The 18807-nt window shown below is 66.3% G+C and carries 16 protein-coding genes and 1 riboswitch; of the genes, 5 read left to right on the top strand and 11 right to left on the bottom strand.

Annotated features, from left to right (window positions below):
- Positions 1 to 108 precede the first annotated feature (108 nt).
- Both ACFSQR_RS02140 and hppD read right to left on the bottom strand, forming a co-directional pair.
- Entirely contained in the window at positions 109 to 3648 is a 3540-nt protein-coding gene (locus tag ACFSQR_RS02140) for an indolepyruvate ferredoxin oxidoreductase family protein (protein WP_377727589.1), read from the bottom strand.
- A gap of 137 nt (positions 3649 to 3785) precedes the next feature.
- Entirely contained in the window at positions 3786 to 4895 is a 1110-nt protein-coding gene (gene hppD / locus ACFSQR_RS02135) for a 4-hydroxyphenylpyruvate dioxygenase (RefSeq protein ID WP_377727586.1), read from the bottom strand.
- Between the two features lie 124 nt (positions 4896 to 5019).
- On the opposite strand from hppD, the gene ACFSQR_RS02130 reads away from it, so the two are divergent.
- Positions 5020 to 5505 carry an Lrp/AsnC family transcriptional regulator gene (locus ACFSQR_RS02130; RefSeq protein WP_377727584.1) on the top strand — a complete coding sequence of 162 codons (486 nt, stop codon included), beginning with the start codon at positions 5020 to 5022 and terminating at the stop codon, positions 5503 to 5505.
- A gap of 10 nt (positions 5506 to 5515) precedes the next feature.
- On the opposite strand, the gene ACFSQR_RS02125 is transcribed toward ACFSQR_RS02130, so the two are convergent.
- The 5 genes from ACFSQR_RS02125 to ACFSQR_RS02105 form a co-directional block, all read right to left on the bottom strand.
- Complete coding sequence (locus tag ACFSQR_RS02125; RefSeq protein ID WP_377727581.1) at positions 5516 to 6214, bottom strand: GNAT family N-acetyltransferase; 699 nt, start codon at positions 6212 to 6214, stop codon at positions 5516 to 5518.
- A gap of 83 nt (positions 6215 to 6297) precedes the next feature.
- Entirely contained in the window at positions 6298 to 7452 is a 1155-nt protein-coding gene (locus ACFSQR_RS02120) for a multifunctional CCA addition/repair protein (protein WP_377727579.1), read from the bottom strand.
- The gene (locus ACFSQR_RS02115) at positions 7452 to 8168 is read right to left on the bottom strand and encodes a glutathione S-transferase family protein (RefSeq protein WP_377727576.1); all 717 of its coding nucleotides are present in this window, start codon (positions 8166 to 8168) and stop codon (positions 7452 to 7454) included. Before ACFSQR_RS02115 ends, ACFSQR_RS02120 begins: the two co-directional genes overlap by 1 nt.
- A gap of 15 nt (positions 8169 to 8183) precedes the next feature.
- Positions 8184 to 9146 (bottom strand): complex I NDUFA9 subunit family protein, encoded by a 963-nt coding sequence (locus tag ACFSQR_RS02110; RefSeq protein ID WP_377727573.1) that lies wholly within the window; start codon positions 9144 to 9146, stop codon positions 8184 to 8186.
- Between the two features lie 14 nt (positions 9147 to 9160).
- Positions 9161 to 11113: a transglycosylase SLT domain-containing protein gene (locus ACFSQR_RS02105; RefSeq protein WP_377727570.1), complete on the bottom strand. Its 1953-nt coding sequence runs from the start codon at positions 11111 to 11113 to the stop codon at positions 9161 to 9163.
- A gap of 73 nt (positions 11114 to 11186) precedes the next feature.
- Here ACFSQR_RS02105 and ACFSQR_RS02100 point away from each other — a divergent pair, with 73 nt between their 5' ends.
- Positions 11187 to 11717: a 5-formyltetrahydrofolate cyclo-ligase gene (locus tag ACFSQR_RS02100; protein ID WP_377727568.1), complete on the top strand. Its 531-nt coding sequence runs from the start codon at positions 11187 to 11189 to the stop codon at positions 11715 to 11717.
- A 109-nt stretch (positions 11718 to 11826) separates the two neighbouring features.
- Here ACFSQR_RS02100 and metF read toward each other — a convergent pair whose 3' ends face one another.
- The 4 genes from metF to metK form a co-directional block, all read right to left on the bottom strand.
- A complete protein-coding gene (metF, locus tag ACFSQR_RS02095) occupies positions 11827 to 12654 on the bottom strand; it encodes a methylenetetrahydrofolate reductase [NAD(P)H] (protein WP_377727565.1) in 828 nt (275 codons plus the stop codon).
- Entirely contained in the window at positions 12647 to 12994 is a 348-nt protein-coding gene (locus tag ACFSQR_RS02090; RefSeq protein WP_377727563.1) for a phage holin family protein, read from the bottom strand. Before ACFSQR_RS02090 ends, metF begins: the two co-directional genes overlap by 8 nt.
- A 110-nt stretch (positions 12995 to 13104) precedes the next feature.
- A complete protein-coding gene (ahcY, locus tag ACFSQR_RS02085) occupies positions 13105 to 14532 on the bottom strand; it encodes an adenosylhomocysteinase (RefSeq protein ID WP_377727560.1) in 1428 nt (475 codons plus the stop codon).
- Positions 14533 to 14561: 29 nt separating this feature from the next.
- Positions 14562 to 14631, bottom strand: a riboswitch (S-adenosyl-L-homocysteine riboswitch).
- Between the two features lie 157 nt (positions 14632 to 14788).
- Positions 14789 to 15952 (bottom strand): methionine adenosyltransferase, encoded by a 1164-nt coding sequence (gene metK / locus ACFSQR_RS02080; protein WP_377727559.1) that lies wholly within the window; start codon positions 15950 to 15952, stop codon positions 14789 to 14791.
- Positions 15953 to 16138: 186 nt separating this feature from the next.
- On the opposite strand from metK, the gene ACFSQR_RS02075 reads away from it, so the two are divergent.
- Genes ACFSQR_RS02075 through dapF form a run of 3 tightly spaced genes read left to right on the top strand, consistent with a single transcriptional unit; the run spans position 16139 to position 18721 of the window.
- Complete coding sequence (locus ACFSQR_RS02075; RefSeq protein WP_377727556.1) at positions 16139 to 16993, top strand: lysophospholipid acyltransferase family protein; 855 nt, start codon at positions 16139 to 16141, stop codon at positions 16991 to 16993.
- Positions 16990 to 17856, top strand: coding sequence for a lipid A biosynthesis acyltransferase (locus ACFSQR_RS02070; RefSeq protein ID WP_377727554.1), 867 nt, complete (start codon positions 16990 to 16992; stop codon positions 17854 to 17856). The genes ACFSQR_RS02075 and ACFSQR_RS02070 overlap by 4 nt, the downstream gene beginning before the upstream one ends.
- 7 nt (positions 17857 to 17863) lie before the next feature.
- Positions 17864 to 18721, top strand: a complete 858-nt coding sequence (gene dapF / locus ACFSQR_RS02065; RefSeq protein ID WP_377727551.1) for a diaminopimelate epimerase — start codon at positions 17864 to 17866, stop codon at positions 18719 to 18721.
- The last annotated feature ends 86 nt before the right edge of the window (positions 18722 to 18807 follow it).

Below are 18807 nucleotides of genomic sequence, written 5' to 3'. Positions count from 1 at the left end.
GTTGGGTCCGCTCAGCCTTTTGTAGCAATGTGTAAGTGTCGGAATTCCGCCATATCAGCCTGCTAACGCAGGGGACTGCCGCCGGCAGCCCCCTGATGCGCGATGGCGTCAGGCCACGCGCGCGGCCGGGGCGTGGAAGGCGGCGATGAGCGACGCCTCCCTGGCCTTGGCCGCCTTGACGTGGCGTTCCTTGACGTGGCCGAAGCCGCGGATCTCCTCCGGGATGCAGGCGATCGCGACCGCCTGCGCGAGGTTGTCGGCGGTCAGCTGTTGCAGCAGGCCGGACACGGTGGCGCGGTACTCCTTGATCAGGGCGCGCTCCATCTTGCGCTCATCGGTGTGGCCGAAGATGTCGAAGGCGGTGCCGCGCAGGCCCTTGAACTTCGCCAGCACGCCGAACGCACCCATCATCCACGGGCCGAACTCGCGCTTGACCAGGTGGCCCTGCTTGTCCTTCTTCGCCAGCAGCGGCGGGGCGAGATGGAACTTGAGCGTCACTTCGCCATCGAACATGCCGGCGACCTTGTCGGCAAAGGCGCCGCTGGTGTACAGGCGCGCGACCTCGTACTCGTCCTTGTAGGCCATCAGCTTGTAGTAGTAGCGTGCGACCGCTTCCGACAAGCGGGTGCCCTTGCCGAGCTTCTCTTCGCTGGCGCGCACTTCGTCCACGAATGCCTTGTACTGCGCGGCGTAGGCAGCATCCTGGTAGGCGGTGAGCAGTTCGACGCGGCGTGCGACGACCTGGTCGAGCGTTTCGCTGCGCTTGAATTCGATGTCCTTGGCAGGCGTTGCCGCCTTGCTCACGGATGCGAGGTCGTGCGCCGCGCTGCGCCCCCAGTTGAAGGCGGACTTGTTAAAGCCGACCGCCACGCCATTGAGTTCGATCGCTTTCATGATCGACGCTTCGGCCAGCGGCACGCGGCCCTTCTGGAACGCGAAGCCGAGCATGAACATGTTGGTGGCGATCGAGTCGCCCATCAGCGCCGTGGCGATCGCGCCCGCATCGACGAAGTCGACGTTGGCCTGGCCGCAGGCACGCACGATTTCGGCGCGCGAGGACTCGCCCGGGAACTGCCAGTCCGGGTTCTTGACGAAGGCCGCGGTGGTGGCGCCGGTGGAATTGATGGCGGCGTAGGTGCGGCCCTCACCCATGCGCGACAGCGCATCGCGGCTGGCGGTGACGATCTGGTCGCAGCCGATCACCAGGTCCGCGCTGCCGGTGCCCACGCGCGTGGAGTGCAGGTCGGCCTGGCGCGCGGCGATGCGCACGTGCGACATGACCGGCCCGCCCTTCTGCGCGAGGCCGCTCATGTCCAGCACGATGGCGCCCTTGTTCTCGATGTGCGCGGCGACCGCAAGGATCTGGCCCACCGTGACTACGCCGGTGCCGCCGATGCCGGTGACGATGATGCCGTAAGGCTGGTCGGCCGACGGCATCGCCGGGGTTGGCAGCGCAACCGGCGCTTCGGCCGCAGCAGCCTTCTTCGGCTTCTTCAGCGTGCCGCCTTCTACCGTCACGAAGCTCGGGCAGAAACCGGTAGTGCAGGAGAAGTCCTTGTTGCAGGAGGACTGGTTGACCTGGCGCTTGCGGCCCAGTTCCGTCTCCAGCGGTTCGATCGACAGGCAGTTCGATTGCACCGAGCAGTCGCCGCAGCCTTCGCACACCGCTTCGTTGATGACGGCGCGCTTGGCCGGGTCAGGGAACTCGCCCTTCTTGCGGCGGCGGCGCTTTTCGGATGCGCAGGTCTGGTCGTAGATCATGGCGGAGACGCCCTTCACTTCGCGCAGTTCGCGCTGCACGTCCATCAGCTCGGAGCGGTGGCGCACGGTGACGCCCGGCGCCCAGGCGTAGTCGGCCGGGTATTTTTCAGGCTCGTCGGTGACGACGATGATCGGGGAGACGCCTTCGGCCGCGATCTGGCGCGAAATCATGCCCGGATCGAGCGGGCCGTCGACGTTCTGGCCGCCGGTCATCGCGACCGCGTCGTTGTAGAGGATCTTGTAGGTGATGTTCACCTTGGCCGACACCGCCGCGCGGATCGCCAGCAGGCCGGAGTGGAAGTAGGTGCCGTCGCCGAGGTTGGTGAAGACGTGCTTCTCGTTGGTGAAGTCGGCCTGGCCCACCCAGGTCACGCCCTCGCCGCCCATGTGGGTGAAGGTCGCGGTCTCGCGGTCCATCCACTGCACCATGTAGTGGCAGCCGATGCCGGCCAGCGCGCGCGAGCCTTCCGGCACCTTGGTCGAGGTGTTGTGCGGGCAGCCGGAGCAGAAGAACGGGGTGCGGTCCTTTTGCGGGTCGGGCTTGGTGTTGATGGTCTTGAGCACCAGTTCCTTCGCTTCCAGGAAGGCGACGCGCTCCTGCACGCGCTGCGCGACCGGGTGGCCGGCGCAGTAGTGCGAGATGCGGCTGGCGATGGCGCGCGCGATCTGCGCCGGGTTCAGTTCGTAGGTCGCCGGCAGCAGCCAGTCGCCGTGGCCGGTGTTGTCGTGGTTGTTCCACTCTCCGGTGTCGTCGAACTTGCCCACCACGCGCGGACGCTCGCCGTCCGGCAGGTTGTACAGCGCTTCCTTGAGCGCGTATTCGAGGATCTGGCGCTTCTCTTCCACCACGATGATTTCGTCAAGGCCGCGCGCGAATTCGTGCACGCCGTCCGCTTCCAGGGGCCAGGTCATGCCGATCTTGTACAGGCGCAGGCCGATGTCGGCCGCCGCCTGCTCGTCGATGCCAAGGTCGGCCAGCGCCTGGCGCGTGTCGATGTACGATTTGCCGGCGGTGATGATGCCGATCCGCGCGTTCGGGCTGTCCCAGATGATCTTGTTCAGCTTGTTGGCGCGCGCGTACGCCAGCGCGGCGTACCACTTGTACGAGTTCATGCGCGCTTCCTGGTCCAGCACCGGATCTGGCCAGCGGATGTTCAGGCCGCCCTCCGGCAGCTCGAAGTCGGTCGGCATCGCGATCTGCACGCGGTCCGGGTCCAGCTCGACCACCGCGCCCGATTCGATGATGTCGGTGACGCACTTGAGCGCGACCCACAGGCCGGTGTAGCGGCTCATCGCCCAGCCGTGCAGGCCGTAGTCGATGTACTCCTGCACCGAAGATGGATAAAGCACCGGGATGCCGCAAGCGTTGAGGATGTGGTCCGACTGGTGCGCCACCGACGACGACTTCGCCGCGTGGTCGTCGCCCGCCACCACCAGCACGCCGCCGTGCTTCGAGGAGCCAGCGCTGTTGGCGTGCTTGAAGACGTCGCCGCAGCGGTCCACGCCCGGGCCCTTCCCGTACCACATGCCGAATACGCCGTCGTACTTCGCACCCGGGAACAGGTTGGTCTGCTGCGTGCCCCACACGGCGGTCGCGGCCAGGTCCTCGTTGATGCCCGGATTGAACTTGATGTGATGGGCGTCGAGGTGCTTCTTCGCCTTCATCGCCGTCATGTCCACGCTGGTCACTGGCGAACCGCGGTAGCCGGAGATGTAGCCGGCGGTGTTCAGGCCGGCCTTCAGGTCGCGCTCGCGCTGCATCATCGGCAGGCGGATCAGCGCCTGGGTGCCGGTCATGAAGGCGCGGCCGCGCTCCAGCGTCCATTTGTCGTCAAGCGAAATGCCGTCAGCCGGCTCGATTTGCGAGCGGTCCAGGGGTGCGTTCATTGCGTGTCTCCGGTAATGCGGGGCGAGGGGGACTGTCCCCGCGGGGGACCGTCCCCGGCTCTTTTATATGCGGGGGCGTTCTTTGCGTGCTGGCTAAAAAGCTGGGGACGGTCCTGTTCCGGGACAGTCCCCTTTTCTTACTTGGCGGTGGTGTCTTCGAGGACGCCGCGGCGGATCTGGTCCAGCTCGATCGATTCGAACAGGGCGCGGAAGTTGCCTTCGCCGAAGCCCTGGTCGCCCTTGCGCTGGATGATCTCGAAGAAGATCGGGCCGATCACGTTCTGCGTGAAGATCTGCAGCAGCAGCTCGCGGCCCTTGTCGTCGGAGTGGCCGTCGATCAGGATGCGCATGCGCTTGAGTTCTTCCACATTCTCGCCGTGGTTCGGCAGGCGGCGGTCGACCAGCTCGTAGTAGGTCTCGATGGTGTCCTGCATTGGCACGCCAGCGCTGATCAGTTCCTGCACGCTGTGGTACACGTCGTCGGTGCCCAGCGCGATGTGCTGGATGCCTTCGCCCGAATACTGGTCCAGGTATTCCGCGATCTGCGACTTGTCGTCCGACGATTCGTTGATCGGGATGCGGATCTTGCCGCATGGGGAAGTCATCGCCTTGGACTTCAGGCCCGTGTGCTTGCCGGCGATGTCGAAGTAGCGGATCTCGCGGAAGTTGAACAGGGTCTCGTAGAAGGCTGCCCATTCCTTCATGCGGCCACGATAGACGTTGTGGGTCAGGTGGTCGATGTAGGTCAGGCCCTTGCCGACCGGGTTCTGGTCCACGCCCGGGATCGCGACAAAGTCCACGTCATAAATCGAAATGTCGCCGATGCCGCCGGTGGTGCCGTTCTTGCCGCGCCAGCGGTCGACGAAGTACAGCAGCGAGTCGCCGATGCCCTTGATGGCCGGGATGTTCAGCTCCATCGGGCCGTTCTTGTTGTCGAAGCCCCAGGCGCCCAGTTCCAGCGCGCGCTTGTAGGCGAATGCGGCGTCGTCGACGCGGATCGCGAAGGCGCAGACGGACGGGCCGTGCTTGCGCGCGAAGCGCTGCGCGAACGAGTCCTTCTCGGCGTTGATCAGGAAGTTGATCTCGCCCTGGCGGTACAAGGTCACGTCCTTGGTACGGTGGCGCGCGATCGCGGTAAAGCCCATCTGTTCGAACAGCTTGCCCAATGCGACCGGGTCCGGCGCAGCGTACTCGACGAATTCGAAACCGTTCGTCCCCATCGGGTTGTCCCAAGGCGTGAATTGCATAAGTCCCTCCAGTTTTTATCCGCACAGTATAAACGGGTGCGTCCAGAATAAAATTGCAAACCTTGCCCGCAGGAGGGCTGGTTGAGCAATAATATTGCGCTCGGTTAGATCAAAAGAGGATTTTATGCCAAAGGTGTCGCTGGATAAAACGGACCGCAAGATTCTCGCCATCCTGCAGCAGGACGGGCGGCTGTCCAACCAGGAGGTGGCGGAACGCGTCAGCCTGTCGCCGTCGCCCTGCCTGCGGCGCATCAAGCGGCTGGAGGAAGCGGGAGTGATCCGGCAGTACGTGGCCCTGCTGGACCCGGCCCAGATCGGACTGGGCCTGATCGCCTACGTCAACGTGCGGCTGGAAAAGCACAGCGCGAGCAGCAGCGCCAGCACGCCGCACGCGGAGTTCGCCAAGTCGGTCGAGAACTGGCCCGAGGTCGTCGCCTGCTACGCGATGACGGGAGAAATGGACTACCTGCTGCGCGTGCACGTCGAGGACATGGACCACTTCTCGCGCTTCATGATGAAGACGCTGCTCACCCACCCGGCCGTCGCGGACGTGAAATCGAGCTTTGCGCTCCAGCGCATCAAGGACACCACCGCCCTGCCGATCGTCTAGGCCGGCCGCCTCATTCGCTGTCCCGGCCAGGCCGCTTGCGCGGCGGTTCGAACAGCTTGGTGGCGGCGCGCACCTGCGCCTTGAGCGTGTAGTCGATGGTGGCGAACTGCTCCTGCAGCGCTTCCTGCAGCACGCTGCCGGGACTGGGCGGCAGGATCTTGAGGTAGGCTTCCGACTCGCTGAAGTCGCGCTCGACCTGCATGCCCGCCTTTTGCGCGATGTGCATGATCGCCTTGTTGCGGGTGAGGTAGTGCATGTAGAGCGTGTCGACGTCGTTGTTGCGGCAATGGATGGCGGCGCGCTCGAACAGCGCCGATCCGAGGCCCATGCCGCGCGCGTGCTTGAGCACCGAGACGCCGAACTCCGCGATCATCTCCTTCTCGGTATCGAAATGGCCCGGCACCGCGGTCTTGGGCGCGAACGCCAGGTGCGCCACGGCGTCCAGGCGGAAGGTGCGGTTGTACACGCCGTACAGGGTGTCGCGCTTGAAGTCGAGGCGGTCGACATAGTCGATGATCTGCTGGTCGCCCAGCTTGTTGCCGAAGCGCAGAAGGCGGTCCGCTTCGTCCAGGGCCAGGAAGTGTTTGCGGACGCGATGCCGGTCGCGCTCGCCCAATTCCTTGACCAGCACCGCGCGGCGCGGCCGCTGGCCGTCCTCCTCCCGCGAGGAAAGGAAATGGCGCAATGGGTTGCGGAACAGCTTGGTCATCGGGTCTTCCCTCCCGGCATCAGGACAGGATTTGTGCAGTGCAGCAATGCGGGTATTTTACCTCAAGCTTGCGGCGCTCCCCGTCACGCACCGGTCCCGTGCAAGGCCTGCACGGCCGCGATGCGGGCCTGATGGATTGCCGCCGGGATGGCATCGCGCCCGCCGGCCGCTCCGGCCGCGATGGCGCCGGCATCGATCCCGCGCGCCACCGCCAGCGCCTGCAGCAGCCGGCGGTGCTGCCGCAAGAGCTCGTCGCCGCCGAGCGCGCCGCATTCGCAGGCCAGCAGCAGCTGCGCGAAGCGTTCCGGCTTGCGGAAACCGTCGCAGCGCTCGAACAGCCTGACCGTCGCCTCGGCGTCCAGCGATGCCGCATGGTCCACGGCGTTCCGTTCGCGCAGCGCCATGACAGCCAGGTCGCGGCAGTCGTTGGGCACGCGCAGGCGCCGGCTCACTGCGTCGATGCGCGCCAGCCCGCCGGCCTCGCCGCCTTGGCCGCCCACCCCGAGCATCAGCGCGGCGAACCTGACGCACAGCCCGTACCCGTGCGCTGCCGCGCAGTCGATCACCTGCATCATGTGCGCGCCGGCGCCGGGCGGAGCATCCCACGCCGCATCCAGCTCAGGCAGGATGCGCGCGAGCGCGCCGCAATCGCGCAGCACTTCGAACATGCGCGAAGGCTTTTCCTCCATCAGCCCGCGCGCCAGCTCCTGCCAGACGCGCTCGGCGACCAGCGCATCGACTTCGCCCGCATCGACCATGCGCCGCATCAGCGCCAGGGTCTCCGGCGCGACGGTGAAGTCGGGGAAGCGCGCGGCGAAGCGGGCCAGGCGCAGGATGCGCACCGGATCTTCCGCGAACGCGCCGGACACGTGGCGGAATACGCGCCGCTCGATGTCGGCACGCCCGCCAAAGGGATCGACCAGCGTGCCATCCTCGTCCTGCGCGATGGCGTTGACGGTCAGGTCGCGCCGCACCAGGTCGTCCTCGAGCGTCACGGTGGGCTCGGTATGGAACACGAAGCCGTGGTAGCCGGGCGCGGTCTTGCGCTCGGTGCGCGCCAGCGCGTATTCCTCCTGGGTGCGCGGATGCAGGAACACGGGGAAGTCCTTGCCGACCGGGCGGTAGCCCAGCCGGACCATCTGCTCGGGCGTCGCGCCGACGACGACGTGGTCGCGGTCCTTGACGGGGAGCCCGAGCAAGGCGTCGCGCACCGCGCCGCCGACCACATAAGTCTTCATTACTGTGGGGGCTCGTCTTCGTGGAAGGCGGCGCGCTCGGTTTCGGCGAGCGCCTCGCTGACCCAGCGTGCCACCGCCGGGTGCGCCTGCACCCGCTCGCAATACGCCTGCAGCGCCGGCGCGAGCGACACGCCGTAGGTCCTGAAGCGCATCACGACCGGCGCATAGAACGCATCGGCAATCGAGAAGTCGCCGAACAGGAAGCGGTGGTGGCCGAAGCGCGCCAGGCATTCTTCCCAGATTTCGCAGATGCGGCCGATGTCGGCCTGCGAATTCGGCGTCCTGCCCCGGCCCGGCAGGCTGGCGCGGATGTTCATCGACATCGCGTTGCGCAGGTCGGCGAAGCCGGAGTGCATTTCGGCGACCACCGAGCGCGCCATCGCCCGCGCGGCGACGTCCTGCGGCCACAGGTGCTTTTCCGGGAACTGCTCGGCGATGTATTCGCAGATGGCCAGGCTATCCCAGATCGACATCTCGCCGGCGACCAGCACCGGCACACGGCCGGCCGCCGAATACTCGGCGATGCGCGACTGCGTCTCGGGCTGGTCGAGCAGGATGCGCACTTCGGTGAACGGGATGCCGAACGCCGTCATCGCGACCCACGGCCGCATCGACCACGACGAGTAGTTCTTGTTGCCGATGACGAGGGTCAGGCCCGGGCTGCGCGCGGCATCGAAGGCCTGGCTGAGCGCCGGATGGAGTTTGGTGGTGTGCATGGGATCGTGGTCAGGTTAGCGGCCGGCGCGCGCACGCAGGTCGTCGAAGCGGTGGTCGGCGCGCAGGTAGTGCGGCGCGACGGCCTCCAGCGCGGTCAGGCGGATACCCAGCGCGGCGGCGGTGCTGCGCTGGATGGCCGGATCGACCACGTTATCGACCTTCATCGAATCGAGGTTGTCGCGGCTCATGAGCGGCTTGCCCGGCAGGAGCTCCAGGAAGGCTGCCACGATGCGGCCCAGGCCCATCGGCATCTCGAACACGCGGCGCGGGTTGCCCGAATACCGGCCGGCCAGGCGCACCAGGTCGCCCAGCGAGTAGATGGTCGGGCCGCCGAAGTCGTACACCAGGTGGCGCGTTTTCACGTCGGTCAGCGCATGTGCGAAAGCGCGCGCGACATCGCCAACGTACACCGGCTGGAAGTCCACCGATGCGCCGGGGATCCACAGGAAAGGCATGAAGCGCTGCACGCGCGCGAACACGTTGAGGAATTTGTCGCCCGGCCCGAACACCACCGACGGGCGGAAGATCGTGGCGGCGACGGTCGGCTCGGAACGTGCGGCCATTTCGCCGTCCGCCTTGGAGCGCTGGTATTCGGAAGGGCCTTCGGCTGCGGCGCCCAGGGCGCTCATGTGCAGGAAGCGCGGCACGCCTTCGGCTGCGCAGGCCGCGACGATCCGGCGGGGCAGCTCGACGTGGGCACGCTTGAAATCCGGGCCGTACGGGTTGCCGCGGCGCGAATGCAGGATGCCGACCAGGTTGATGGCGGCGTCCTTGCCATGCACGAGGCGGCGCAGCACGGCGTCGTCGTTGATGTCCGCTTCGACCACTTCGACGCCCGGCAGCAGGATCAGGTGCTTGCCGCTTTCGTAGCGGCGGGTGGGAACGACCACGCGGCAGCCTTGCTCCGCGAGGTGGGCGACAAGGTGGCTGCCGATGAAGCCGGAACCACCGAATACGACAACTGAAAGCTCTTTCATTATTGTTGTTCTCCCTAGGGTTGTGCGCCGCTGCCCTCCACCGGCATGACCTTGCCAAGGCGTGCCTTGAGCGACTGGGGCTTCTTCTCGAACATTGCAGCGTAATTGGTCGCGTTGGCCATCACGTTCTTGACATAGCCGCGCGTCTCCGAGAACGGAATCGTCTCGGCGAACACGGCGCCTTCGATCGCGGCGGTCATCTTGTTGCGCCAGCTGCGCGCGCGGCCGGGCCCTGCATTGTACGCCGCCGTGGCCAGCACTTGCGAGCCTTCGAAGCGGCCCATGATCATGTTGAGGTAGTTCGATCCCAGCACCAGGTTGGTGCGCAGGTCGGTCAGCTTGCCCGGCCTGTATTCGTCCAGTCCGATCTTGCCCGCGACGTATTTACCGGTCGATGGCATGACCTGCATCAGGCCGGAGGCGCCGACGTGCGAGCGCGCATCGCTGTTGAAGCGCGATTCCTGGCGGATCAGGCCATACACCCAGGCCTTGTCCAGGCCCAGCTCGTGCGTGGCCGGGCCGAGGATGTCCGCGTGGGGCGCGGGGAAGCGCTGGCTGTAGTCGGCGTCGCCCTTCATGCGCTCGGCGGTGTGCACCATGCGGTCCAGCACGTCGTTGCGGCGCGCGAATTCGGCGGCCGCGCGCAGGGCGCGCTCGTCCATGCTGCGCAGTTCCCAGTTCCACTCGCGCAGGCCTTCCAGGCGCAGGCCGATGTCGAAGAATTTCAGGGCGCGGCGAAAGCCCTGGTTCGCCTGCACCGCCGCCATTTCCGCCGCTGTCGGCGGTGCGGGCGGCACCGGTTCCACCACCATGCGGCCCAGTTCCTCCAGCGCCAGCTGGCCGTAGAAGGTGCCCTGGTCGGCGATGTACTGGTACAGCTCGCGCGCCTGCTCCGGGCTGCCGCCGGTGGCCTGCAGCGCGCGCGCCTGCCAGTACAGCCAGGCGTGGTCGCGGCGCACCGCCTCGGGCATTGCTTCGATGGTGGCGCGCAGCAGGCGCCAGTCGCCGCGGCGCAGCGCGGTGCGCGCCTTCCACTGCTGCGCTTCGCGCGACAGCGGCGCATTGCCCGCCTTTTCCCAGTATGTGTGCGCGTCTTCGTGCAGCTGGATCGATGCCGGGAGCGCGAGCGTCGCCCAGGCTGCCTCGCGCTCGGCGGGCGTCAGCCTGGACGCAACCCGCTCCAGCGCGGCGGTCGCCAGTTTGAGGCTGCCGCGCGCGGTGCGGCCCAGCGCCACGATGTACAGCTCGCGCTCGACGCGGGTGTCGCCGGGGCCGCGCGCCAGCGCCAGCGCAGGCGCATCGACCGCCAGGCCGGCATGGCGCTCGGAGCCGCCCAGCAGCACGGCGGTGCGCTTGGCCGGTCCGGTAGCGTCGTATTCCCCGGCCAGGCGCAGCTGGGTGACCAGGTCGTCCTCGCTGAACTGCCTGGTCTCGTACAGCCGGGCGATCAGCGCGGCGCAACCTTCGACATACGATGGCGGATTGACCAGCAGCGCGCGCGCTTCGGCCGCGACGTTCTGGCCCTTGACGGCGCGCGACAGCAGTCCGTAGCACTTGACCTGGGTGTCGTCCTTGAGCACGAACTGGGGGAAATGGAAGTCGAAGTTGGCCCAGTCGCGCCGCTTGCCGAGCACCAGCAGCCAGTCGTTGCGCAGGCGGTCCGCGATCGCGTGGTTGGGATATTTGGCGAGGAAGGCGCGCACCTCCTGCTCGGAGGCGTCCGCCAGCCGCGGTTTCAGCCGATAATAGTCAACGTAGGATGGGATTTCGTACGAGGGGATGCGCGACGCCAGCGCATTGGCGAGCGCCGCGTTGTCCTTGCGCGCTGCCTCGCGCAGCTGGAGAAAGGTGTCATCCTCCGCGCGTGGTTGCGCCGCACCTTCGGTCGCTTGTGCGCTGGCGGTCAGGCAGGTTGCGGCGAGCAGCGAGCCGGCCAGGAATCGGGACAGGAACTTCAATGTTGTCACTCTTAATCTAGTCAGTATGAGCTGCGATCAAAGAATACCATGCGATGGCGAGGCCCGCCCAGCGGGAGCCCGATTGGACAAGGCTGAATTAAGGCGCGAGATGTCGGCGCGCCGGCGCGCGCTCGAGCCGGCAGTCAAGGCGCGCTACGACGCGGCGATCTGCGCGCGGCTGGTGCAGTGGTGGCAAGGCGCGCAACCGCGTTCGGTGGCGGTGTACTGGCCGCTGAAGGGCGAGCCGGACATCGGGCCGGCGTGCGCACAGCTGCAGGCGCTGGGCGTGCAGCTGGTGCTGCCGGTGGTGGTGGCGCGCGACGCGGCGCTGGCGTTCGCCGAGTGGACGCCGGGCGAAGAGATGATCAAGGACGAGATGGGGGTGGCGATTCCGGCGCATGCGCGCATGGCGCCGCAGCCGGAGGCGGTCGTGATCCCGTGCCTGGGCTATAACGAAGGGCGCTTCAGGCTGGGGTATGGGGGCGGGTACTACGACCGCACGCTGGAAGCAACGCCCAGACCGATGACGGTCGGCGTGGCGTATTCATTTTCGAAGGTGGAGTTCGACAGCGCGGAACATGATGTCGCGCTGGACGTCATCATTACCGAATAGCGTCAGGGGGACTGTCCCTGCAAGGGACTGTCCCCTGATCTTTGGCGTGCTCAGCGGCCATGCTTGCTAAAGATCGGGGGACGGTCCCCGTTGGGGACAGTCCCCTTCCTCAGACCAGGCGTTGCCAGATGGCGGTGGTGGCGGCCGCCTGGTTCATGCTGTAGAAGTGCAGTCCGGGCGCGCCGCCCTTCAGCAGGCGTTCGCACAGCGCGCTCACCACGTCCAGGCCGAATGCCTTGATCGAGGCGGAATCGTCGCCGAAGCTGGCCAGCTTGAGGCGCACCCAACGCGGGATCTCGGCGCCGCACATTTCCGAAAACCGCATCAGCTGCGTGTAGTTCGTGATCGGCATGATGCCGGCCACGATCGGCACGTCGATCCCCAGCTTGCGCGCATTGTCGAGGAAGGCGAAGTAGGCGTCCGCATTGTAGAAATACTGCGTGATCGCCGCGTCCGCGCCGGCCTTGACCTTGCGTTCGAAGTTCTTCAGGTCGTCCTGCGGCGAGCGGGCCTGGGGATGCATCTCCGGATAGGCCGCGACTTCGATGTGGAACCAGTCGCCCGTCTCGGCGCGGATGAATTCCACCAGCTCGTTGGCGTAGCGCAGTTCGCCCGCACCGCCATAGCCGCTCGGCAGGTCGCCGCGCAGCGCGACGATGCGGCGGATGCCGTGCGACTTGTACTCCGCCAGCACGGCGCGCAGCGATTCGCGCGAGCCGCCGACGCAGGACAGGTGCGGCGCAGCCTGCTGGCCCGCTTCCATGATCTCGAGGACCGTGGACAGCGTGCCCTGCTGCGTGCTGCCGCCCGCGCCATAAGTCACCGAGAAGTACTTCGGGTTCAGCTCGGACAGCCTGGCGCGCGCGGTGCGCAGCTTCTCCGCGCCCTCGGGCGTCTTGGGCGGGAAGAACTCGATGCTGAAGTTATGGTCAGTCATTTTTCTTCAACAGCAGCGTGGACAAGGCCCACGAGATGATGGAGTACAGGATCGCGGCGCCCATCGCGGACCAGAAGCCGGCCACGTTGAAGCCTTCGATCACTTCGGCCACGAACCAGAACAGCAGCGCGTTGATCACCAGGATGAACAGGCCGAGCGAGACCACGGTGACGGGCAGCGTGAGCAGCACCAGCAGCGGGCGGATCAGCGTGTTCACCAGCCCCAGCACCAGCGCGGCGATCAGCGCGGTCGGGATGTCGGTGACGGTCACGGAGTGCATCAGGTAGGGCAGCGCCATCAGCGCAATGGCGTTAATCAGCCAGGTAAGAACGAGTCGCATGAGTGAGCTCCATTACGCCAGCCCTGCGCCGGCAGGGATCCATGCTGAGTTAATGCGAGCGGCAAAACCGGCTCAGTATGGATCCCGGCCTGCGCCGGGATGACGGTGTATTAATAGCGGTAGTGTTCCGGCTTGTACGGGCCTTCCACCGATACGCCGATGTAGGCGGCCTGCTCTTCGGTCAGCTCGGTCAGCTGCGCGTTGAGCTTCTTCAGCTGCAGGCGCGCGACCTTCTCGTCCAGGTGCTTCGGCAGCGTGTACACGCCGACCGGGTAGTCCTTGGTGTTCGCGTACAGCTCGATCTGCGCGATCGTCTGGTTGGCGAACGAGGAGCTCATCACGTAGGACGGGTGGCCGGTGCCGCAGCCAAGGTTCACCAGGCGGCCTTCGGCCAGCAGGATGATGCGGCGGCCCGACGGGAAGATCACGTGGTCGACCTGCGGCTTGATGTTCTCCCACTGGTACTTCTTCAGCGAGGCGACATCGATCTCGTTGTCGAAGTGGCCGATGTTGCAGACGATCGCCTGGTCCTTCATCTTCAGCATGTGCTGTTCGGTCAGGACGTTGTAGTTGCCGGTGCAGGTGACAAAAATGTCGCCGTGCTCGCAGGCGTAGTCCATGGTGACGACGCGGTAGCCTTCCATCGCGGCCTGCAGCGCGCAGATCGGGTCGATCTCGGTGACCCACACTTGCGCCGACAGCGCGCGCATCGCTTGCGCGGAGCCCTTGCCGACGTCGCCGTAGCCGGCGATGACCGCGACCTTACCGGCGATCATGACGTCGGTGGCGCGCTTGATGCCGTCCACCAGCGATTCGCGGCAGCCGTACAGGTTGTCGAACTTGGACTTGGTGACCGAGTCATTGACGTTAATCGCCGGGAAGTGCAGGCGGCCTTCCTTGTGCATCTGGTACAGGCGGTGCACGCCGGTGGTGGTCTCTTCGGTCACGCCGAGGATGTGCGGCAGGCGCTTGGAGTACCAGGCCGGGTCGGCGGCCAGGTGCGACTTGATCGAATTGAACAGGCAGATCTCTTCGGTGGAGGTCGGGTTGTCCAGCACCGAGATGTCCTTCTCGGCGCGCGCGCCGAGGTGCAGCAGCAGGGTTGCGTCGCCGCCGTCGTCCAGGATCATGTTCGAATACACCGGGCCGGTGGCATCCGACGGCCATTCGAAGATGCGGTGGGTGTAGTCCCAGTATTCGTCCAGGGTTTCGCCCTTGACGGCGAACACCGGCGTGCCTGCTGCGGCGATGGCGGCGGCGGCATGGTCCTGGGTCGAGTAGATGTTGCAGGAGGCCCAGCGCACTTTGGCGCCCAGCGCTTCCAGCGTGCGGATCAGCACCGCGGTCTGGATGGTCATGTGGAGCGAGCCGGTGATGCGCGCGCCCTTGAGCGGCTGGCTGGCGGCGAATTCCTCACGGATCGCCATCAGGCCCGGCATTTCGGTTTCGGCGATCTTGATTTCTTTTTCGCCCCATGCGGCCAGGCCGATGTCAGCGATGATGTAGTCTTGGGAAGCTTTGAGTACGGCGGCGTTCATCACGCCCTCCTTTCAGTGAATTGAAAAAAGTAACGTGAGCGCGGTTGGGGTGTGGTCTCCGAGCCTGGCGGACATGGTCCGTCGCAACGCTCCTCGGAATCGCGAATTTTAGCACAAGATCAATGCAGATCGGCACGGATCGCGGCGGATGCGCCTTGATACACGCGGATCGCGTGCGATCGGCACAGTTGGCGCCAGATCGGCACAGTTAGCGTAAGAAGGGGACAGTCCCGTCGGGACAGTCCCCGTTCTTTGCTTACTTCAGGCCGGCGGCGTCGCGCAGGATCGCAGCCTTGTCGGTGCGCTCCCAGGTGAACTCCGGCTCTTCGCGGCCGAAGTGGCCGTAAGCCGCGGTCTTGGCGTAGATCGGGCGCAGCAGGTCCAGCATCTGGACGATGCCTTTCGGGCGCAGGTCGAAGTGGTCCATCACCAGCTGGGCGATCTTCTCGTCGGAGATGATGCCGGTGCCTTCGGTGTACACGGTGATGTTGATCGGACGCGCCACGCCGATCGCGTAGCTGACCTGCACCTGGCACTGGCGCGCCAGGCCCGCCGCGACGATGTTCTTGGCCACGTAGCGCGCCGCGTAGGCTGCCGAGCGGTCCACCTTGGACGGGTCCTTGCCCGAGAACGCGCCACCGCCGTGCGGCGCCGCGCCGCCGTAGGTGTCGACGATGATCTTGCGGCCGGTCAGGCCGCAGTCGCCCTGCGGGCCGCCGATGACGAAGCGGCCGGTCGGGTTGACCAGGTAACGGGTGCCGTTCAGCCATTCCTTCGGCAGCACCGGCTTGATGATCTCTTCGATCACCGCTTCCTCGATCTGCGACTGCGAGATCTCCGGCGCGTGCTGGGTCGACAGCACCACGGTGTGCACGCCGACCGGCTGGCCGTCCACGTAGCGCAGCGTGACCTGCGACTTGGCGTCCGGGCGCAGCCATGGCAGGCGGCCATCCTTGCGCAGCTGCGACTGGCGCTCGACCAGGCGGTGCGCGTAGTAGATCGCGGCGGGCATCAGCTCCGGGGTTTCGTCGCAGGCGTAGCCGAACATCAGGCCCTGGTCGCCGGCGCCCTGGTCGTGGTTCTCGAACTCGTCCACGCCCTGCGCGATGTCGGGCGACTGCTTGTCGTAGGCGACCAGCACCGCGCAACCCTTGTAGTCGATGCCGTAGTCGGTGTTGTCGTAGCCGATGCGCTTGATGGTGTCGCGCGCGACCTGGATGTAGTCGACGTTGGCGTGGGTGGTGATTTCGCCCGCGAGCACCACGAGTCCGGTATTGCACAGGGTCTCGGCGGCGACGCGCGCGCGCGGGTCCTGCGCCAGGATGGCGTCGAGGATGGAATCGGAAATCTGGTCCGCGACTTTGTCGGGATGGCCTTCCGAAACGGATTCGGAAGTGAAGAGGTAATCATTGGCAGACATCGCAAGCTCCTGGATCGGTAACAAAATAAACTGTCGCAGCGACTCATGTAGCTTGCGACGCTTTAGCGACACTTATATACCGCTTCGCAAGTTGTCTATTAACTCAGCGGTTACTACGAACGTGGTATTTTACGCTCCTTGCAAAATTTTTGCTAAGGTGGCGTCCCTTCGCACTTAAGATTTGTCATGTTAGTACCACTTTTCCGATTCCTGTCCCTGTTCCCCCTGCGATTCCTGCATGCCCTTGGCGCGGGACTGGGGTGGCTTGTCTACGGCCTGTCGCCCTCCTACCGCCGCCGGATGCGCGACAACATGGCGCTGGCCGGTTTCAGCCAGCACCTGTCGCAGGCCGTGTCCGAATCGGGCAAGGCGATCCTGGAACTGGCCTTCGTCTGGTGCGCGAAACCCGAACGCGTGAACGCGCACGCCACGGTGGAGAACTGGGAGCATGTGCAGTCGGTGCTGGACGCGGGCCGCGGCATCGTGTTCCTGACTCCCCACCTGGGCTGCTTCGAGATCACCGCGCAGCAGATCGCACTGCGCACCCCGATTACCGTCATGTACCGCCCGCCGCGCAAGTCCGCGCTCAAGCCGCTGGTGGAAGGCGCGCGCGCGCGCAACAACCTGCACCTGGCGCCGGCCAACCTGTCCGGCGTGCGCATCCTGGCCAAGACCCTCAAGAAGGGCCTGCCGGTCGGCGTGCTGCCCGACCAGGTGCCGCAGGAAGGCGAAGGCGTGTGGGCCGACTACTTCGGCCGTCCCGCCTACACGATGACGCTGCCGGCCAAGCTGGCGCAGCTGGGCCACGCGGAAGTGATCCTGGTGTACGCCGAGCGCCTGCCGAAGGGCCGCGGCTTCGTGGTGCGCTTCGTGCCGTTCGAGGGCGACCTGACCGGCACCCCGGCCGAGCAGGCGCGCGCCGTGAACAAGGCGATGGAAGACCTGATCGCGCGCGCCCCGGCGCAGTACTTCTGGAGCTACAACCGCTACAAGCAGCCTGACGGCGTGGAGGCGCCAGCCGAAGAAGGGCCGGCTGCATGAGGGTCCTGGTCTGGTTGATGTGGCTCATGCACTGGCTGCCGCTGCCGGTGCTGGGCCGGATCGGCGACGCGACCGGCGCGCTGCTGTTCGCCCTGCTGCGCAAGCGCCGCCATATCGCGCTCACCAACCTGCGCCTGTGCATGCCCGAAGTGACGGAAGAAGCGCGCGTGGCGATCGCGCGCCAGCATTTCCAGGGCTATGCGCGCAGCGTGTGGGAGCGCGGCATCCTGTGGTGGGCGAGCGAACAGCGCCTGCGCCGCCTGATCAAAGTCGATGCGCCGGGCGTGCCGCTGGCGCAGATCGAGTCCGGCCCCACCATCCTGCTGTGCCCGCACTTCGTGTGCCTGGACGTGGCCGGCGTGGCGGTGATGCTGGAATCGTCGCTGTGCTCGATCTACGTCGCGCAGAAGAACAAGGTGTTCGACGAAGTGCTGCGGCGCGGGCGCTCGCGCTTCCGCCCGGTGCAGCTGTTCTCGCGCAAGGAAGGCGTGAAGCCGATCATCCGCGCGATGAAGGCGGGCCTGCCCTACTTCATGCTGCCGGACATGGACTTCGGCGACAAGGACGCGGCGTTCGTGCCATTCTTCGGGATTCCGGCGGCCACGCTGACCGCACCCGGCAGGCTGGCGCAGGCGACCGGCGCGAAGGTGATCCCGGTGGTGGCGACCTTCCTGCCGAACTACCAGGGCTACCGCGTGACCTTCTACCCGGAGTGGCAGGACTATCCGGGCGGCGACCTGGAAGGCAGCGCGCGCCGCATGAACGCATTCATCGAAGCGCGCGTGCGCGAGGCGCCGAGCGAATACTTCTGGACCCACAAGCGCTTCAAGACCCGGCCGCCCGGCGAGCCGGGTGTGTACTGAGGACAGCATGAAACTCACCTTTACCAAGATGCACGGCGCGGGCAACGACTTCATCGTGGTGGACGCGATCAACCAGCAGGTCGACCTGACGCGCGAGCAGTGGGCGCGGCTTGCGGACCGGCGCTTCGGCATCGGCGCGGACCAGATCCTGATCGTCGAGAAGCCGACCATCGAAGGCTGCGACTTCCGCTACCGTATCTTCAACAGCGACGGCGGCGAGGTAGAACAGTGCGGCAACGGCTCGCGCGCGTTCGTGCGCTTCGTGGTCGAGAAGGGGCTGACGCAGCAGCGCAGCATCCGCGTGCAGACCATGGGCGGGATCATTGCGCCCCGACTGGAGGACGACGGCAACGTCACGGTGGACATGGGCGCGCCGGTGCTGGACCCGGCGCAGGTGCCGTTCGACGCGGCGGGGCTGGACGGGCAGGCGCAGGGACGCGATACCGTGTGGCCGCTGGCGCTCGCGTGCGTGGAGCAGCCGGTGCTGGTGTCGGTGGTCTCGATGGGCAATCCGCATGCGGTGCAGGTGGTAGACGACGTGGATACGGCGCCCGTGGAAGCCTGCGGGCCGGAGATGGAACGCCATCCGCGCTTCCCGAAAAAGGTCAATGTGGGCTTCATGCAGGTCGTTGACCGGCATCACATCCGCCTGCGCGTGTTCGAACGCGCGGCGGGCGAAACGCTGGCGTGTGGCACGGGCGCGTGTGCGGCGGTGGTCGCGGGGATCCGGCGCGGGCTGCTCGACTCGCCGGTGCGGGTGGATGCGCGCGGCGGGGTGCTGTCGATCGCGTGGCAGGGCGAGGGGCAGCCGGTCATGATGACCGGGCCGGCCGTCACCGTGTTCGAAGGCGTCGTCGAGGTATAGGGTTGGGGGACTGTCCCTACGGGACCGTCCCCGGACTTTTTTTATCCGTACTCCAGGTGAAAGACAGGGGACAGTCCCGCAGGGAC

This window comes from Pseudoduganella sp. GCM10020061 (genome assembly GCF_042683405.1).
GTDB lineage: Bacteria > Pseudomonadota > Gammaproteobacteria > Burkholderiales > Burkholderiaceae_D > Telluria.
The sequence above is the reverse complement of the archived record's forward strand: the minus strand, read 5'-3'. Positions and strand labels throughout refer to the sequence as shown.

Coding starts and splice junctions, on each gene's coding strand:
- ACFSQR_RS02140 (WP_377727589.1), bottom strand. CDS start 3,648: ATGAACGCACCCCTGGACCGCTCGCAAATCGAGCCGGCTGACGGCATT.
- hppD (WP_377727586.1), bottom strand. CDS start 4,895: ATGCAATTCACGCCTTGGGACAACCCGATGGGGACGAACGGTTTCGAA.
- ACFSQR_RS02130 (WP_377727584.1), top strand. CDS start 5,020: ATGCCAAAGGTGTCGCTGGATAAAACGGACCGCAAGATTCTCGCCATC.
- ACFSQR_RS02125 (WP_377727581.1), bottom strand. CDS start 6,214: ATGACCAAGCTGTTCCGCAACCCATTGCGCCATTTCCTTTCCTCGCGG.
- ACFSQR_RS02120 (WP_377727579.1), bottom strand. CDS start 7,452: ATGAAGACTTATGTGGTCGGCGGCGCGGTGCGCGACGCCTTGCTCGGG.
- ACFSQR_RS02115 (WP_377727576.1), bottom strand. CDS start 8,168: ATGCACACCACCAAACTCCATCCGGCGCTCAGCCAGGCCTTCGATGCC.
- ACFSQR_RS02110 (WP_377727573.1), bottom strand. CDS start 9,146: ATGAAAGAGCTTTCAGTTGTCGTATTCGGTGGTTCCGGCTTCATCGGC.
- metF (WP_377727565.1), bottom strand. CDS start 12,654: ATGACTGACCATAACTTCAGCATCGAGTTCTTCCCGCCCAAGACGCCC.
- ACFSQR_RS02090 (WP_377727563.1), bottom strand. CDS start 12,994: ATGCGACTCGTTCTTACCTGGCTGATTAACGCCATTGCGCTGATGGCG.
- ahcY (WP_377727560.1), bottom strand. CDS start 14,532: ATGAACGCCGCCGTACTCAAAGCTTCCCAAGACTACATCATCGCTGAC.
- metK (WP_377727559.1), bottom strand. CDS start 15,952: ATGTCTGCCAATGATTACCTCTTCACTTCCGAATCCGTTTCGGAAGGC.
- ACFSQR_RS02075 (WP_377727556.1), top strand. CDS start 16,139: ATGTTAGTACCACTTTTCCGATTCCTGTCCCTGTTCCCCCTGCGATTC.
- ACFSQR_RS02070 (WP_377727554.1), top strand. CDS start 16,990: ATGAGGGTCCTGGTCTGGTTGATGTGGCTCATGCACTGGCTGCCGCTG.
- dapF (WP_377727551.1), top strand. CDS start 17,864: ATGAAACTCACCTTTACCAAGATGCACGGCGCGGGCAACGACTTCATC.